We start from the raw sequence: 16,081 nt of genomic DNA on the forward strand, positions 1-16,081 counted from the left end.
CCCTGTGCCGGGCAGCGACACCGCCGTCACAGGGCGGCGACGGCCGCCGCGATGAGCACGGGCACGGCGCAGCCGAGCGCCATGCCGAGTGGGAACACCGCAGCCACCATCCGACCGGCCCCGCTCAGTTTGAGGCCGATCACCACCGCGGACACCACCACCAGCAGACCGCAGACCGCCGGGTACGCCCACGCGGGCAGTCCCATCGGCGTCGTCGACCGGGTGAGCAGCCACAGCGGTGCCGCCGCGGCCACACCGGTCACCGTTCCCGTCGCGCCCGTGAACGCGAGCGCCAGGAAGGTCGGCGCGAGTGGAGGCTGGGTTCTCGGCATGCGTGGATTGTGGCAGGTCCGGGTCAGTACATCGGCATCGCATGGTCGAGTTGGGCGGCCCACGCCACGATCCCGCCCTGCAGGTGCGCGGCGTCGGCGAAACCCGACTTCTTCAGCGACGCCAGCGCCTCCGCCGAACGGATTCCGGTCTTGCAGTACAGCACGATCGGCCGGTCGTGCGGGAGATCGCCGAGCGCCCGCCCGGAGACGATCTCGCCCTTTGGGATCAGCTGGGCGCCGTCGATGCGATTGATCTCGAACTCGACCGGTTCCCGCACGTCGATCAGCGCGGGCGGCCGGTCCGAGTGCAGTGCGGAATCCACCTCGGCGGGCGTCAGCGTCGATCCGACCGTCGCCGCCGCGGCCTCGTCGGACACGATCCCGCAGAACTCCTCGTAATCGATGAGCCGGGTGACGGCCTCGCCTGCGGGGTCCTTCCGGACGGCGACCGTCCGGTAGCTCATCTCCAACGCGTTGTACACCATCAGCCGCCCCAGCAGCGGTTCGCCGATACCGCAGATCAGTTTGATCGCCTCGGTGCCCATGATGGAACCGATCGACGAGCACAGGATGCCCAGGACGCCTCCCTCCGAACACGAGGGCACCATTCCGGGCGGCGGGGCCTGCGGGTACAGGTCGCGGTAATTGAGGCCGCGGCCGTCGGGGGCGTCCTCCCAGAACACCGAGACCTGGCCTTCGAACCGGTAGATCGATCCCCACACGTAGGGCTTGCCCGCCAGGACGGCCGCGTCGTTGACCAGGTAGCGGGTGGCGAAGTTGTCGGTGCCGTCGAGGATCAGGTCGTACTGCGCGAACAGGTCGACGGCGTTGCCCGGGTCGAGCCGAAGGTCGTGCAGGCGGACGTCGACGAACGGGTTGATCTCGTGGATGGAGTCGCGGGCGCTCTCGGTCTTGAGCCGGCCGACGTCGCCGGTGCCGTGAATGATCTGCCGCTGCAGATTCGACGCCTCGACCACGTCGAAGTCGACGATCCCCAGGGTGCCGACGCCGGCGGCCGCCAGATACAGCAGGGTGGGCGAGCCGAGGCCTCCGGCCCCCATCACCAGGACCTTCGCGTTCTTCAGCCGCTTCTGCCCGGTCATTCCCAGGTCGGGAATGATGAGGTGACGGCTGTAACGGGCCACCTCGGCGCGGGACAGTTCTGCTGCGGGTTCCACCAGAGGTGGCAACGGTGACATTCCAACGACCTTCCGAACGCGAGGGTTCATCGACTGAAACTGCGGCGCTCCCCGACGATATTCCCACGCCGGGCACCGGGCGGTGCCGGTCCGCGGTGAGTCAGTTTCCGGGGTAGGGCCACGCATTCGGTTTGCACACCAGCGTGCGATCGGCCTTCATGTCCGGGTCGAGCGCCAGAATCTGCGCGTTGGCGGTGCCGAAGCTCTGCTGCATCATGATCGGTGCGAGGGCGCCGTCCTCCTTGCACGGTTGATGCTTCTCGTAGCCGATGCCGTGCCCGACCTCGTGGTTGACCAGATACTGGCGGTAGGTGAGATCGTCGCCCGCGAAGGCGATCGCGCCGCGCACCCAGCGCGCCTCGTTCAGCACGACCCGATGGTCGGGCGGGTAGTAGCACGAGGTCTCGAGCTTGATCTGGTAGCCGCACAGTTCTCGGGTCGTGTCGGTCGACGACAGCGAGATCCGCAGGTCGGGCTCGCCCCGATCGATCCGCCGGAAGGCGACCTTCCCGTCACCGATCCAGCTCTTGGGATTGGCCAGGGTCGCGTCGACGAGCTTCGCGAAAGTCCGGTCGCCGCCGTAGTCCTGCGGATTGACGCCGTTCTCCACCTCGACGGTGTAGGTGAACACCTGCGAGCCGGTACCGACCTTGCCGGTCGTCCCCCGCACCGCGTGATAGGTGCGCTCACCCTTGGTCGTGAAGGGGCCGCCCGCGGGAAGGGTCCCGGCCGGCAGCGCGGCTTCCTGGATCGGTCCGGTGGGCGCGCCGATCGGCGTCGTCTCGTCTTGCACGTGCGTGTTGCGGACCTGTTCGCCCGCCGCCGCGACGCCCGGTGAGGAGTCACCGCCTCGCACGGTCAGGATGAGCAGGACCACGGTCAGCACGGCCAGCACCGGGATCGCGTACGCGCGCCAACCGTAGGTGCTCACGAACCGGCCGACGGCGCTGCGCTTGCGCCGCTCCACCCGTTCGGAGCGGGCCCTGCCGCTGTCGGCGATCGGATCCCAGCGGGCGCGCAGCGGCTGGTCGGGCCGCGGACGGCGGGGACGCTGCATCCCAGGAGCTGGTGTACCGGTCACCCGTCAACTTTCTCACAGATGCCCCGCGACCCCGGGCATCCACCCCGGTCGGCGGCGTCCTGATGGGTGTGACGCGTTGCGCTCCGAGTAGGATTCAGGAATGTCGTCTCCCAGTTCTCCGACGTCGACGCCGACCGGCGGCGGCCGTACCAGCACCCGTCTGCCGCGAAGTGCTCGGCGCCGTCAACTCCTCGATGCGGCCAGCGAGATCTTCGTCGAACGGGGCTACCATTCGGCCGGAATGGATGAGATCGCGATTCACGCGGGCGTCAGCAAGCCCGTCCTCTACCAGCACTTTCCGTCCAAGCTCGACCTCTACATCGCGGTGGTCGACTCGCATGCGGAAAAGCTCGTGTCCGATGTGAACCGCGCGCTGCTGACCTCCAGCGACAACCGCATCCGCGTGCAGGCGGCGGTCGAGGCCTTCTTCGACTTCATCGATGACGACAACTCGGGTTATCGGCTGATCTTCGCCTCCGACGCCCTGGATCCCGCGGTGATCCGGCGTGTCGACGGCGCGACCGAAGCGTGCGTCGACGCGGTCTACGGCCTGGTGATGCAGGACTCCGGCCTGGATCCGTACCGCTCGCGGATGCTGGCGGCCGGGCTGGTGGGCGCCAGCGTGATGAACGCCCGCTACTGGGTCGACGCGAGTCGGCCGATCGACAAGGCCAGCGCGGTCGATACGACAGCAGCCCTGCTGTGGGGCGGTTTGGCCGGCGTCCCGCGCCAGGACCCCGAAGACGGCCGCTGAGCCCTCGACAGCAGAATACTTGCGTCGCAAGTTCGTTTCCCAGGCCACAAGATCCGACGCAAATCTTGCGAGGTCTCGATACGCTCGCTCACTTCGTTCGCGGGCTACTCGACCACCCTGGAAGCAAGCCGAAAAGGCGCACACGCAGCACGGCCGATCGCGAAGCGACAGCCCGTACAGGCTGCCGAAGCGCAAGCCCCGTTCAGGCTGGTCGAGTAGGCCGAGGCGCTAGCCCCTTCAGGCTGGTCGAGTAGGCCGAGGCGCTAGCCGAGGACGTATCGAGACCACCGCACCAGGCCTCGATACGCTCGCTCACCCTGGAAGCAAGCCGACGAGGCGCACACGCAGTACGGCCGGTCGAAGAAACCCATAGCTCCGGCCCCCTCAGGCTGGTCGAGTAGGCCGAGGCGCAAGCCGAGGACGTATCGAGACCCCGCACGAGGTCTCGATACACTCGCGAACTCCGTTCGCGGGCTACTCGACCACCCTGGAAGCAAGCCGACGAGACGCACACACGCAGCACGGCCGATCGCCCCTCAGGCTGGTCGAGTAGGCCGAGGCGCTAGCCGAGGACGTATCGAGACCACCGCACGAGGTCTCGATACGCTCGCTCACTTCGTTCGCGGGCTACTCGACCACCCTGGAAAGCGCTCACGTCGGCCACCCTGGAAAGCGCTCACGACCACCCTGACAGACGCTCAGGCGGGTCACGACCACTCGCTCGGGCGGTCAGGCGGCGCTTCGGTAGGCCGCGGTTTCGAAGTCGAGGTAGGCGCGCAGGGCGACGGGGTCGGCGAAGGGCAGCAACTGGGTGGCCCAGATTCCCGCGAGGTCGGCGGTGCGGTCGATCCAGAAGTACACGTTGGCCAGCCCCGCCCAGCTCAGGGAGCCGGCCGAACGCCCGGTCGGCGCCGTTTCGTCGTTGACCATGAACGAATACGCCCACGACTTGCGCTGACCGGGGAAGAACTCGCAATCGGCGCTCACCACGGGATCGACGCTGCGCAGCGCGGTGACGCCCTGCTGCGGCGACAGGCCGCTGCGGACGGCCCACGCGATCGTCTCGGGAGCCAGAACCGAACCGCCCTCCCCGACCCCGTCGCGCAACCACATCCGCAGGAAGCGCAGGTAGTCGGGCACGGTCGAGTACAGGCCCTGTCCGCCCATCTGGACCTCCGGGTCCTGCGGCATGACGATGCCGGTCGCCTTGAGGGTGCCGTCCGGGCGACGCAGGTGCACCGCGGCCCGCACCGCCTTCATCGCGTCCGTCAGCCCGAATCCCGAGTTCTCCATGCCCAGCGGCGCGAAGACGCGGTCGGCCAGGACATCGCCGAGCCGGGCTCCGCGAACCGCCTCGACGACCAGTCCCGCCCAGTCCATTCCGCTGCCGTAGTTCCAGCGGGAGCCGGGCTCGAACAGCAGCGGCGTCATCAGCGAGGCCCTGGTGGCGGTCGCCACGTCGGGAGCGTGACCGTCGCGCACCAGGCGCCGGTAGTCCGCGTCGAAGAACGGGTACGCGAAACCTGCGGTGTGCAGCAGCAGCATGCGCGTGGTGATCGGCGTGCGCGGCGCCCGGACACGCGGGGCACCCGCCTCGTCGTATCCGTCGAGGACGCCGATCTCGGCGATCTCCGGCACGTAGCGGGAGGCGGGCGCATCCAGGTCGAGCAGTCCCTCCTGCACGCATTGGAGCACCGCGGTCGCGGTCAGCGCCTTGCTGGCCGAATACAGGGCGATCACTGATTCGGAGGTCATCGCCTCGTCGCCGCCCGCCGCCCGGACACCCGCGCAGCCGGTGTACACCGGCCCGTCGGAGGTGGTCAGAGCGGCGACGACCCCCGGCACCCGATCGGCGTCGGGCCCGACAGTCGCGAGGCGGAGCAGCTCGTCCAGGAGTCCGGTGTCAGTGCGGTTCACGGTCCGCTCAGGCCGCGCCGAATCCCACGCGACGGCTCTCGGCGCTGCCGACCTCGACGTAGGCGATCTTGGCCGCGGGCACCAGCACGCGCGCACCCTTGTCGTCGGTCAGGGCCAGCACCGAATCGGTTCCGTCCAGGGCGCGCCCGGCGGCCGCGTACACCTCGTCGGCCGACTGTGCGGACGCGAACGCCAGTTCGCGCGGGCTGTTCTCGATACCGATCTTCACATCAACGCTCATAACTGAAGAATCCTACTCGTCAGCCGAGACCGAGATCGGTCATGCGCTGTCCGTGGCGAGCCGCCATGTTGTCGAAGAAGCCCGCGGCGTTGGCGAGGGTCGCCGGCCCGTCGAACAGCAAGGTCATCACGTCCTCCTCCTCGGCGAGAACCCACTGCATGTGGGTGATGGCCTCACCGAGCAGACGACGGCCCCACAGCGACAACGGCCCGACGAGTGCCGGGTCGGCGGCGACCGCGGCCCGCACCTGATCGACCGCGAACTGCGACGAGCCGGTCTCGGCCATCACCGACTTCATCGTGGGTCGGACCTCCTCGGGCATCACATCGGCGACCTCCGCGTAGAAATCGGCGGCGAGCCCGTCGCCCACATGCATCTTGACCAGCACTTCCAGCCACGTGGCGGGCATCGTCATGCGGTGGTACTCGTCGAAGACCCGGCTGTGGGCGGCGACGGCGGCATCCGGATCACCGCCCTGGGTGCGGATCTGTTCGGCGAGGACCTCGAAGTGGCCCATCTCGGCCGCGATCAGTCGTGCGATCGCCACCCGGTCGGCGATCGACGGGGCCATCGACGACTCGTCGATCAGGCGATAGCAGGCCGCGAACTCCCCGGCGAGGAGGACTTCGTACAGCTTGCGGACGGCGGCGGCGTTGTTCGACATGCAAGCCAGAGTAGGCAAGGCGGTACACTGGCCACCAGACGTGTGGCCGATCCGCCCCGCCGATGGCATCGCAAGACGCGAAGACCCCGGCTCGGGACGGCGATTGCGAGCGGCACGTCGGACATTGAGCGCGCACCTGCGATCGGCCTCCGGGCCTGCCCGCCGAGGGTCCGTCCCATCCTGGACCCCGTGGTTTCTCTTGTGTGCGTGCGCGAACACCTTGACGCGAACACCTTGAGAGGCTTGAACTGCATATGACCACGAATTCCCCGGTGGCCGACGCCGCCGACGGCGATGTCCAGACGACGATCGTGCCCGAGGACCACACCTCCCCCACCTTCGCCGAGCTGGGCGTCGATCCGGCGATCGTCGCCGCGCTGACCGCCGACGGCAAGACGCACACCTTCGCCATCCAGGAACTGACCCTGCCGCTGGCGCTGCGCGGCTCGGACCTCATCGGCCAGGCCCGCACCGGCATGGGCAAGACCTACGGCTTCGGCATCCCGATGCTGCACCGCCTCCGCAACGCCGAGGCCAGCGGCATCCGCCCGCTCGACAACACCCCCCGCGCCCTGGTGATCGTGCCCACCCGCGAGCTGTGCGTGCAGGTGACCGAGGACCTCGAGACCGCGGCCAAGGGCGTCGACGTGACGCTCGCCGACGGCACCGTCCGCCCGTTGAAGATCACCTCGATCTACGGCGGTCGGCCCTACGAGCACCAGATCGAGGAGCTCCAGGGCGGCGTCGACCTGGTGGTCGGCACCCCGGGCCGCCTGCTCGACCTCGCGCAGCAGGGCCACCTGGTGCTCGGCAAGGTGGCGGTCCTGGTCCTCGACGAGGCCGACGAGATGCTCGACCTGGGCTTCCTGCCCGACATCGAACGCATCATGGGCGCGCTGCCCGCCGACCGGCAGACCATGCTGTTCTCGGCGACGATGCCCGGTCCGATCGTGACCCTGGCCCGCACCTTCCTGAATCGTCCGACCCACATCCGCGCCGAGCACGCCAACGATTCGGCCGTGCACGAGCGGACCACCCAGTACGTGTACCGCGCGCACGCCCTCGACAAGGCCGAGATGACGGCCCGCATCCTGCAGGCCGAGGGCCGCGGCGCGACGATGATCTTCACCCGCACCAAGCGGACCGCGCAGAAGGTCGCCGACGACCTCGCCGAGCGCGGCTTCTCGGTCGGCGCCGTGCACGGCGACCTCGGGCAGGTGGCGCGCGAGAAGTCCCTCAACCGCTTCCGCGAGGGCAAGATCGACGTGCTGGTCGCCACCGACGTCGCCGCGCGCGGAATCGACGTCGACGATGTGACCCATGTGATCAACTACCAGTGCCCCGACGACGAGAAGACCTACGTGCACCGCATCGGCCGGACCGGCCGCGCCGGGCGCACCGGTGTCGCGATCACCTTCGTCGACTGGGACGAGCTGCATCGCTGGGAGCTGATCGACAAGGCCCTCAAGCTCGACATGCCCGAACCCGTCGAGACGTACTCGACCTCCGATCACCTGCGCGAGGAGCTCGGGATTCCCGAGGACGCGAACGGCCGGGTGGGTGCTCCGGCGCGGTCGGAGGAACGACGGGAACCGCGGGCACCGCGTGCCGACCGGCCGAAGCGGGAACGGCGCCGCACCCGCGGCGGCAAGACCGTCTCGAGCGAGCAGACGCCCGCCGACGCCGCGGCCCCGGCAGCCGACGGCGCCCCCGCAGGCGAGGAGTCGGCCGCGGCCCCGCGGCCGCGTCGTCGTCGCCGCCGTCGCAGCGGCACCTCCTCCGCCCCGGCAGCGGCAGCCGAGTAATTGGCCCGGCAGGCTCCGGAACGGCGCACCCGCACCGACCTGATCGTCACCGCGTTGATCGCGGCGGCGGTGGTCGCTGCGGGTGTCGCGGTCTGGTGGACGGCCCCGGCCCGACACACCGAGTCGCTCACCGCGACCGGTCCGGCGCCGGTGCAGCTGCCGGCCGAGAACGTCCCCCGCGAACTCGCCGTCCGCTGGTCTGCCCCTTCCGCCGTCACCTCGGTGCCCCAACTGACCCGGGACTCGATCGTCTCGGCGAACGGCGGCGCGGTCGTCGCGCATGAGGTCGACGACGGTCGGACGCGATGGAGCTATCGGCGGGATCTGCCGCTGTGCGCGGCCGCCGCGGGCTGGTCGGGCGGCGACAACAGCGTCGTGGCCGTCTACCGCGATTCCCGCGGTTGCAGCGAGGTCACCTCACTGCGGGGCGCCGACGGTGGCCGACACGCGGCCCGCACGAGCGACGCGGACGCCGAGGTGCACCTGTCGATCGACAGCGACTACGCGCTGCTGTACGGACCGACCCGCCTCGAGACCTGGGGCTCGAACCTCGTCCGCGGCATCGAGTACGGGCGGGTTAGCGCACCGGTGAACCCCGGCGTCGCCCCCGACCGCACCGACTGCCGCCTGTATTCGGCGGCCTCGGGCGCCGACCGGGTCGCGATCGTCGAACGCTGCGACGGCGACGCCGGCTATCGGCTGACCGTCCTCAGCTCCAATCTGACCGGCGACGAGAAGATCCGGCAGTGGGGATCGACGCTGCTGACCACGTCGGCGCACGGACCGCCGCCGCGAGTGGTGGCCGCGACCGACTCCACGATCACCGTCTACGACGGCGGCGGCGATCCGTCCGGGGCCGTCGACGCCCCGACGGGTCCGCGGCTGCGCCTGTTCACCCCGCAGGCCGAGGTGCGCAGCGAGCATCCGGTGGCGGGCGACGCGGCGGCGCCGGCGCGCAGCGAGCCGATCACCGACCAGGGCGTGATCTCGTTCTGGACCGGTCAGGCGACGGTGGTCCTCGACGCCGCCAACGGCAGTCCGGTCTTCCAGGTCGCCGACGCGATCGGTCCGGGTTCGGTGATGGCCGGGCAACTGCTGGTGCCGATGCCCGGAGCGATCAGCGTGCGCCGCACCTTCGACGGCCACGAGGAGTTCCGCATCCCGGTCGACCGGGGCGCGGTCACCGGACCGGTGTCACTGCGCGTGCTCGGCACCACCGTCGTCGAGCAGCGCGGGAACGAGATCGTCGCGCTGAGCTGAGGCGCTCAGGCCTCGGCCTCGTACGTGCGGAGCTGTCCGCCGTTCCACGAGTTCCACAGGTTCTCCGACAGTTCGCGGTAGGCGGTGGCACCCTTGTTCTTCCGCCCGCGCATCACGGTCGCCCCGGAGGCCGACGCCTCGGCGAACCGCACCGTCCGCGGGATCGGCGGATCGAGCACCGGCAGGTCGTAGCGGTCGGAGACGTCGGAGAGGACGTCGCGACTGTGCGTGGTGCGTGCGTCGAACAGGGTGGCGACCACGCCGAGCATCGTCAGCTCGGGGTTGGTGATCTGCTGCACCTCGGTGACGGTGCGCAGCAGTTGTCCGACGCCGCGGTGAGCGAGGGTCTCGCACTGCAGCGGAACCACCACCTCGTCGGCGGCGGTCAGCCCGTTGAGCGTCAGCACGCCGAGCGAGGGCGGGCAGTCGATGAGGATCACGTCGTAGTCCTGCGCCACCTCGGCCAGCGCGCGTTTGAGCGCGTACTCGCGGCCGGGCCGCATCAGCAGCAGGGCCTCCGCGCCCGCCAGGTCGATGGTGGCGGGCAGGAGGGTCACGTTGTCGCCGGTGTCGAGGAGGACGTCGGCGATCTCCTCGGTGCCGATCAGCACGTCGTGCACCGATTTGCTGAGCTGGTCGGGATCGTGGCCGAGCGAGAAGGTGAGGCAGCCCTGCGGGTCCAGGTCGACGACGAGAACCGACACGTCCCGGTCGGCCAGCGCTGCACCGACGGACGCGGTGGTCGTGGTCTTGGCCACGCCACCCTTCTGATTCGCGATGGCTAGGGTGCGCGTCATGGCCACCACCATACGGTGGCGTCGGTCATGGCTCCGGGGCAGGCGTCGGGTCAGGCGTCCGGCGGGAGGTCGTCGGCGTTCAGCCAGGTCAACGATGCGGGTGCGAACAGCAGGGCCAGGATCGCCAGCGCGACGATCGCGACCGGGACACCGATCACGGCGAGCCCGCTGCCGGTGATCAAGGTGTAGGCGACGGGCAGCAACAAGATCTGCGCCATCAAGGAAAGTGCTCTGCCCCAACGCTTTCCGCGGGTGAGCGCGATACCTCCCGCGCAGACGCCGCCACCGATCACGGCGAACCAGACGGCGGTGCCGTAGCCGCTGATGGCGGCCTCGTGATGTCCGGCGGCCTCGCGGATGACCAGGATGACCGCGACGATCAGGCCCAGGGCACCCTGGACCGCCGTTCCGTACCCCGCCCAGCGGAGGGTGCTCGGAACGCTCGGGAGGCTGGTGGCGGGATCGGAACTGCTCATTACTCCAGGGTATTGCCGAACACCCCCGAGTCGTGAATCGGGCTCACGCCCGATATCGTGGTGCCTCGTGCGTGTCATGCTCATCACCAATCCGTTCGCCACCTTCACCACCCCGGAAGGACGCGACGCGCTGGCCAACACGCTCGATGCCCGATTCCACGTCGACGTGGAGCGCACCGCGCACCGCGGGCACGCCGGCGAGCTCGGCGCCCGCGCCGTCGCCGAAGGCTACGACGCGGTGGTGGTCCACGGCGGCGACGGGTCGGTGAACGAGGTCGCCAACGGCATCCTCGGCTCCCCCGACGCACTCCCCCGCGATCCGGCGAGCCTGCCCGCCTTGGGCGTGGTGCCCGGCGGCAGCGCCAACGTCTTCGCCCGCGCCCTCGGCATCAGCCGCGATCCCCTCGTCGCCACCGCCCAGTTGATGGCGATTCTGGACCGCCGCGAACGTCGCACGATCAGCCTCGGGCACACCGTCGGCCGCTGGTTCCTGTTCAATGCGGGAATGGGCATGGACGCGATCGTCGTGCGGCGCATGGAGGAGTTGCGCCATCGTGGTCGCAAGGCGACGGCCGGCCGCTACTTCCGGACCACCCTCGGCTCGTTCTTCCGGCCGTCGGTGACGCCGCCGGTCTTCACCGTCGAAGTGCCCGACCACGACCCCATCGAGGGCGTCCGGTTCGGGTTCGTGAGCAACACCGGGCCGTGGACGTACTTCGGCACCCGGGAGATCCGCACCAACCCGCACACCGACTTCGATCACGGGCTCGGGATCTTCGCAGCCACCTCCGTGTCGGTGCCGCGCAATATCGTGCTCGGGGCACGCCTGCTGGCAGGCACCGAACCGAAGGCCCGGCACCTGTACCGCAACGACGATGTGGAATGGGTCCGATTCACTTGCGCCGAACCCGCGGACGTCCAGATGGACGGCGACTACCTGGGCCTTTACCAGAAGATGGAGTTCGGCTACCGCCGCGGAGTCCTCGACGTGCTGGCCGCGACGAAGGGCGCGTAACCTGCTCGCTACTGGCTGGTAAGCATGACTTCGGCCAGATGCCAACCCCTTGTGATCTATCCGGCATTTCCCCGCCAGACTCTAGCCACAGGTAGTCACACAGTAGTACAACGGTTGATGACGCAATCACCCACCCCTGCCAAGCGACGTCCTGCGCCCCAAGCCAGGTGAATTCGGTATTGCACCCAAGTCAAACTGACGACGATGCAAACGTGCGTTGACCACGCCGCAAAAAGCTTTGAAGGAGTACGTAATGGATTGGCGCCACAAGGCCATCTGCCGCGACGAGGACCCGGAGCTGTTCTTCCCGGTCGGCACGTCCGGACCGGCGATTGCCCAGGTCGCGGACGCCAAGCTCGTTTGCCAGCGCTGCCCGGTGACCGCCGACTGCCTGGCCTGGGCCCTCGAGACCGGCCAGGACGCCGGCGTCTGGGGCGGCATGAGCGAGGACGAGCGTCGCGCGCTCAAGCGCCGCAACGCGCGCACCCGCGCCCGCAGCGCCGTCTGACACCCGCTGCACACTTCTCCGCGAGCCCCGGTCCCTCGGACCGGGGCTCGCGGCGTTCAACGCAGCGGGATGTCGAGCTGGACGCGGGCGCCCTCGCCGCCGGGACCCGCGGTCATCTCGATCCGGCCCGACAGATCGTTCGACACCAGCGTCCGGACGATCTGCAGTCCCAGCCGATCCGAGCGCGCCAGGTCGAATCCGTCGGGCAGCCCGCAGCCGTTGTCGGTGACGCAGACCTGCAGGCCCCGCACGTCCCGGACGGCGCTAATGACGATCTCGGCACCGTCCTGACCCGGTGAGAAGCCGTGCTCGATCGAGTTCTGGATGACTTCGGTGAGCACCATGACCAGGGGCATCGCCAGATCGGCGGGGAGCACGCCGAGGCGGCTGTCGCGCCGCACGCTCACCCGGGTGGCGCCGTCGGGCAGCCAGACGTCGACCAGGGAACTGCCGAGTCGGTCGACGACGGTGTCGAGGTCGACCTCCTCGTCGACGCTGCCCGAGAGCATCTCGTGCACCAGGGCGATCGACGACACCCGCCGGACCGCCTCGCCGAGCGCGGTGATGGTCTCCGGATTGCCCGACCGCCGTGCCTGCAGGCGCAGCAGCGCCGAGACGCTCTGCAGATTGTTCTTGACACGGTGGTGGATCTCGCGGATCGTCGCGTCCTTGCTGATCAGCGCGAGGTCGCGTCGGCGCACCTCGGTCACGTCGCGGATGAGCAGCACCGCCCCGCTCGACCGTCCGGCCGAGCGCAGCGGGACGGCCCGCAGCAGGACGGTGGCTCGGCGGGCGTCCAGTTCCATGCGCAGCGCCATGTCGGGGGCGGGCATCGCCGACTCCCCGACGCCGCCGGCCGCGGCCGCGATCATCGCTCCGGCGTCAGCCGATTCGAACGGATCGGTCAGCAGGGCCGCCAGAACCTGCGCGACGTGCGAGCCGCCGAGGTCGGTGGTCCAGCCCATTCGATGCACCGCCGACAGCGCATTGGGGCTGGCGTAGGTGACCGCGCCGCCGGCCGCGATGCGGATGAAGCCGTCGCCGGCACGCGGCGTCGACAGGCCGAGGGTGTTCGCCTCGTCGAGGGGGAAGGTCCCCTCCACGACCATGCGGCACAGCGCCTCCGCGGCGTCGCGGTACGCCGACTCCAGCGGCGACGGCGGTCGGGTGTCGGAGGCGTCGCCCGCCCGCCCCAGCACCGCGATCACCCGCCCGTCGAAGGTAACGGGAATGGCGACGCGCTCGATGAGCAGGCTGCCGAATCGGGTGGCGAGCGGCTCTCGCTCGATGGCTCCGGAGGTCAGGGCCGCGGCCATCAGCGGATTGGCGCCCTGCGCGCTGGCGGGCCGGTCGACGCGATGGCCGACCTCGTCGCGGGGGAACACCGTCGAGGCGGTGTTGGGCCGCACCTGGGCGACGTAGACCAGCCGGCCGTCCTCCCCGGGGACGGCGAGCAGGTAGTCGGCGAACGACAGGTCCGCGAGCAGCTGCCATTCGGCGACCAGCCGCTGCAGATGCTCCGCGGCGGCCGCCGAGAGCGTCGTGTGTTCGGCGAGCAGATCAGTCAGCGTGGCCATGGGCGCCGATCAGCGGGTCATCCGGCGAGGTCAGTCCTGCTGGTAGCTGGCGATCACGTCGCCGGCCTGGACGACGTCGCCGACGTGGACCTTGACTTCGGAGAGCACGCCCGCGTCTTCGGCCAGCACCGGGATCTCCATCTTCATCGACTCGAGCAGCACCAGGGTGTCGCCGACCTCGACGCGCTGGCCGGCTTGTGCCGACACCTCCAGAACAGTCGCAACGATTTCATTCACCACGTCTTCGGCCATGGCGACAATCGTAACCGAGCACACATCGGCGGGCCCGCGGCGGCGGCGTGATTACCACCGGTGCGCGCCGACGTGAAATACTCGATGCCGCACGTGACCCGCACGATCGAAGGAGATCCGTCATGAGCAAGCGCGGACGTAAGAGGCGCAGTCGTAAGAAGAACGCAGCCAACCACGGCAAGCGTCCCAACGCCTGAGCCTCGGCATTCGGCTAACGACGAAGCGGCCCGGTCCCCCATTCCTGGGGAACCGGGCCGCTCTGCTCTCTCGCCCGGGCGGGCGGGGACTCAGTCGGACTCGAGCCGATAGGTGGTCTGCTGCACGGTGACCGTGCGCCGCAGCTCGATCCGCAGCCGTTCGCGGAGACCGTCGGGGGCGTGCTCGCCGCCGCACTTGCGGCCGATCAGCGCCTTGATCTGCTGCTGGATGCCGTAATGCTCCAGGCACGACGGGCACTCGGTGACGTGCCCTTCGAGTCGGCTGCGTGCGCCGGCGTCGCACTCGTTGTCGAGCAGCAACCAGATGTCGGCAAGGACGGCCGAGCAGTCGAGGCTCTCGAACTCGGCCGAGCCGTCGTTTCTCCCACTCATTTGCTCACCTCGCTGGTCCGGCCGATGCCCCGTTCGCGGGCGACGTCGGCGAGCAGATCACGCAGTTGCTTGCGGCCGCGGTGCAGCCGCGACATCACGGTGCCGATCGGGGTGTCCATGATCTGGGCGATCTCCTTGTACGGCAGACCTTCCACGTCGGCGTAGTACACGGCCATCCGGAAGTCTTCGGGAAGCTTCCCGAGCGCGTCCTTGATCTCGTCGTCCGGGAGGGCGTCGAGCGCCTCGATCTCGGCCGACCGCAGGCCCGTCGACGAGTGTTCGGCCGAGGCCGCCAACTGCCAGTCGGTGATCTCGTCGGTCGGATACTGGGCGGGTTGGCGCTGCTTCTTCCGGTACGAGTTGATGTAGGTGTTCGTCAGGATCCGGTACAGCCACGCCTTGAGGTTGGTGCCTTCACGGAACGACGCGAACGCCGAGAAAGCCTTGATGTAGGTCTCCTGAACCAGGTCTTCGGCGTCGGCCGGATTGCGCGTCATGCGCAAGGCCGCACCGTACATCTGGTCGAGGAGCGGCAGCGCGTCGCGCTCGAAGCGCTCGGTGAGCTGCTCGGGCGTCTCGACCGCTGCTGGACTCTCAGATGACACGTACTTCCCTTCGCTGGAAATGTGCTCTACCAAGTCTAGCGATCGTCGTCCCGAACCGACGTCCGTCGGCCGCCTGCGCACCGACGCGGTGCGAGAGAGGGTTGCTGCGGCCACCTGGTGCCACCTCCTGGATCTTCGACCTGCCCGGTTCGCCGAATCCGTTTCCACAGATCCCCTGCCCGGTTTCCTCGCCCCGGTCAACAACCTCGGTGCGGTGTTTGTTCCGGCGGCCCGCACCCGGACATGCCAGCATCGACTCCATGTGCGGACGCTATGCGGTGACCACCGACCCGGCCCGGTTGGCCGCCGAGATCGACGCGATCGACGAGGTGCCCGCCGACGCGGTGCGCGAATCGTACAACGTCGCGCCCACCACGACGGTGATGGCGGTGGTGACCCGACACGAGCACGGCCACCCCGACGACGTCGCCGCCCGCCGGATCCGCGCCATGCGATGGGGGCTGGTCCCCTCGTGGACGAAGGAGCTGGGCAAGGGGCCGCTGCTGTTCAACGCCCGCGCCGAGACCCTGGCCGAGAAGCCGGCCTTCCGCGGCTCGCTGGCGGGTAAGCGGTGTCTGATCCCGATGGACGGCTGGTACGAGTGGCGACCGGGGCCGCCGGGGCCAGGCGGCAAACCCACCAAGATTCCGTTCTACATGTCGCCCGTCGACGGCACCCGCCTGTTCATGGCGGGTCTGTGGGCGGCGTGGCGACCGGCAGCGGCCCGTGCCGCGGGCGACGACTCGCAGTGGGTGTCGAGCACGACGATCATCACCGTCGACGCGGTCGGCGAACTCTCGACGGTGCACGATCGGATGCCGCTGATCATGCCGGTGGAGCACTGGCACGCCTGGCTCGACCCCGACGCCGCACCCGATCGCGCGCTGTTGGCCCCGCCGGCACGCGAGTTGGTCGACGCCATCGCCATCCGAGAGGTCTCGCCGTTGGTCAATCGCGTGGCCAACGACGGTCCCGAGCTGCTGCGAGCGGCCGAATCCCCATCGTAGG

19 protein-coding genes are annotated in these 16,081 nt (G+C 69.4%); 7 read left to right on the forward strand and 12 right to left on the reverse strand.

Features of this window, described 5'->3' with window-relative positions:
- Positions 1-26: 26 nt before the first annotated feature.
- The 3 genes from AAFO60_RS05320 to AAFO60_RS05330 form a co-directional block, all read right to left on the reverse strand.
- Entirely contained in the window at positions 27-332 is a 306-nt protein-coding gene (locus AAFO60_RS05320) for a hypothetical protein (RefSeq protein ID WP_347955138.1), read from the reverse strand.
- Between the two features lie 23 nt (positions 333-355).
- Positions 356-1,531, reverse strand: coding sequence for an adenylyltransferase/sulfurtransferase MoeZ (gene moeZ, locus AAFO60_RS05325; RefSeq protein WP_347955139.1), 1,176 nt, complete (start codon positions 1,529-1,531; stop codon positions 356-358).
- Positions 1,532-1,631: 100 nt separating this feature from the next.
- On the reverse strand, positions 1,632-2,588 hold the full coding sequence (locus tag AAFO60_RS05330; RefSeq protein WP_347955329.1) for a DUF3152 domain-containing protein: 957 nt from the start codon (positions 2,586-2,588) through the stop codon (positions 1,632-1,634).
- Between the two features lie 124 nt (positions 2,589-2,712).
- On the opposite strand from AAFO60_RS05330, the gene AAFO60_RS05335 reads away from it, so the two are divergent.
- Positions 2,713-3,366 carry a TetR/AcrR family transcriptional regulator gene (locus AAFO60_RS05335; RefSeq protein ID WP_347955140.1) on the forward strand — a complete coding sequence of 218 codons (654 nt, stop codon included), beginning with the start codon at positions 2,713-2,715 and terminating at the stop codon, positions 3,364-3,366.
- A 729-nt stretch (positions 3,367-4,095) separates the two neighbouring features.
- Here the strand turns inward: AAFO60_RS05335 and AAFO60_RS05340 are convergent.
- From AAFO60_RS05340 to AAFO60_RS05350, 3 genes are read right to left on the reverse strand one after another with little or no spacing between them, the layout of a single operon-like run.
- A complete protein-coding gene (locus AAFO60_RS05340) occupies positions 4,096-5,283 on the reverse strand; it encodes a serine hydrolase domain-containing protein (RefSeq protein ID WP_432211693.1) in 1,188 nt (395 codons plus the stop codon).
- 7 nt (positions 5,284-5,290) lie between these two features.
- On the reverse strand, positions 5,291-5,524 hold the full coding sequence (locus AAFO60_RS05345) for a DUF3107 domain-containing protein (protein ID WP_347955141.1): 234 nt from the start codon (positions 5,522-5,524) through the stop codon (positions 5,291-5,293).
- 19 nt (positions 5,525-5,543) lie between these two features.
- Positions 5,544-6,188, reverse strand: coding sequence for a ferritin-like fold-containing protein (locus AAFO60_RS05350; RefSeq protein ID WP_347955142.1), 645 nt, complete (start codon positions 6,186-6,188; stop codon positions 5,544-5,546).
- Between the two features lie 254 nt (positions 6,189-6,442).
- On the opposite strand from AAFO60_RS05350, the gene AAFO60_RS05355 reads away from it, so the two are divergent.
- On the forward strand, positions 6,443-7,993 hold the full coding sequence (locus tag AAFO60_RS05355; protein ID WP_347955143.1) for a DEAD/DEAH box helicase: 1,551 nt from the start codon (positions 6,443-6,445) through the stop codon (positions 7,991-7,993).
- Complete coding sequence (locus tag AAFO60_RS05360; RefSeq protein ID WP_347955144.1) at positions 7,994-9,253, forward strand: Rv3212 family protein; 1,260 nt, start codon at positions 7,994-7,996, stop codon at positions 9,251-9,253.
- Positions 9,254-9,258: 5 nt separating this feature from the next.
- On the opposite strand, the gene AAFO60_RS05365 is transcribed toward AAFO60_RS05360, so the two are convergent.
- Positions 9,259-10,050, reverse strand: coding sequence for a ParA family protein (locus AAFO60_RS05365; protein WP_347955145.1), 792 nt, complete (start codon positions 10,048-10,050; stop codon positions 9,259-9,261).
- Positions 10,051-10,100: 50 nt separating this feature from the next.
- Positions 10,101-10,526, reverse strand: a complete 426-nt coding sequence (locus tag AAFO60_RS05370; protein ID WP_347955146.1) for a hypothetical protein — start codon at positions 10,524-10,526, stop codon at positions 10,101-10,103.
- Positions 10,527-10,593: 67 nt separating this feature from the next.
- Here AAFO60_RS05370 and AAFO60_RS05375 point away from each other — a divergent pair, with 67 nt between their 5' ends.
- Positions 10,594-11,541: a diacylglycerol/lipid kinase family protein gene (locus AAFO60_RS05375; RefSeq protein ID WP_347955147.1), complete on the forward strand. Its 948-nt coding sequence runs from the start codon at positions 10,594-10,596 to the stop codon at positions 11,539-11,541.
- A 253-nt stretch (positions 11,542-11,794) separates the two neighbouring features.
- Positions 11,795-12,049 carry a WhiB family transcriptional regulator gene (locus AAFO60_RS05380; RefSeq protein ID WP_009679257.1) on the forward strand — a complete coding sequence of 85 codons (255 nt, stop codon included), beginning with the start codon at positions 11,795-11,797 and terminating at the stop codon, positions 12,047-12,049.
- Between the two features lie 56 nt (positions 12,050-12,105).
- On the opposite strand, the gene AAFO60_RS05385 is transcribed toward AAFO60_RS05380, so the two are convergent.
- The gene (locus AAFO60_RS05385; protein ID WP_347955148.1) at positions 12,106-13,626 is read right to left on the reverse strand and encodes a sensor histidine kinase; all 1,521 of its coding nucleotides are present in this window, start codon (positions 13,624-13,626) and stop codon (positions 12,106-12,108) included.
- A 30-nt stretch (positions 13,627-13,656) separates the two neighbouring features.
- A complete protein-coding gene (locus AAFO60_RS05390; protein ID WP_347955149.1) occupies positions 13,657-13,878 on the reverse strand; it encodes a biotin/lipoyl-binding carrier protein in 222 nt (73 codons plus the stop codon).
- A 122-nt stretch (positions 13,879-14,000) separates the two neighbouring features.
- On the opposite strand from AAFO60_RS05390, the gene AAFO60_RS20975 reads away from it, so the two are divergent.
- Complete coding sequence (locus tag AAFO60_RS20975; protein WP_372434446.1) at positions 14,001-14,075, forward strand: 50S ribosomal protein bL37; 75 nt, start codon at positions 14,001-14,003, stop codon at positions 14,073-14,075.
- A 90-nt stretch (positions 14,076-14,165) separates the two neighbouring features.
- Here the strand turns inward: AAFO60_RS20975 and rsrA are convergent, their stop codons facing one another.
- Both rsrA and AAFO60_RS05400 read right to left on the reverse strand, forming a co-directional pair.
- Positions 14,166-14,468, reverse strand: a complete 303-nt coding sequence (gene rsrA, locus AAFO60_RS05395; protein ID WP_347955150.1) for a mycothiol system anti-sigma-R factor — start codon at positions 14,466-14,468, stop codon at positions 14,166-14,168.
- The gene (locus AAFO60_RS05400; RefSeq protein WP_347955151.1) at positions 14,465-15,106 is read right to left on the reverse strand and encodes a sigma-70 family RNA polymerase sigma factor; all 642 of its coding nucleotides are present in this window, start codon (positions 15,104-15,106) and stop codon (positions 14,465-14,467) included. Before AAFO60_RS05400 ends, rsrA begins: the two co-directional genes overlap by 4 nt.
- Positions 15,107-15,333: 227 nt before the next feature.
- Between AAFO60_RS05400 and AAFO60_RS05405 the strand changes: the two genes are divergently transcribed.
- Complete coding sequence (locus AAFO60_RS05405; protein WP_347955152.1) at positions 15,334-16,080, forward strand: SOS response-associated peptidase; 747 nt, start codon at positions 15,334-15,336, stop codon at positions 16,078-16,080.
- The last annotated feature ends 1 nt before the right edge of the window (position 16,081 follow it).

It is taken from the genome of Gordonia aichiensis (assembly GCF_039946255.1).
GTDB lineage: Bacteria > Actinomycetota > Actinomycetes > Mycobacteriales > Mycobacteriaceae > Gordonia > Gordonia aichiensis_A.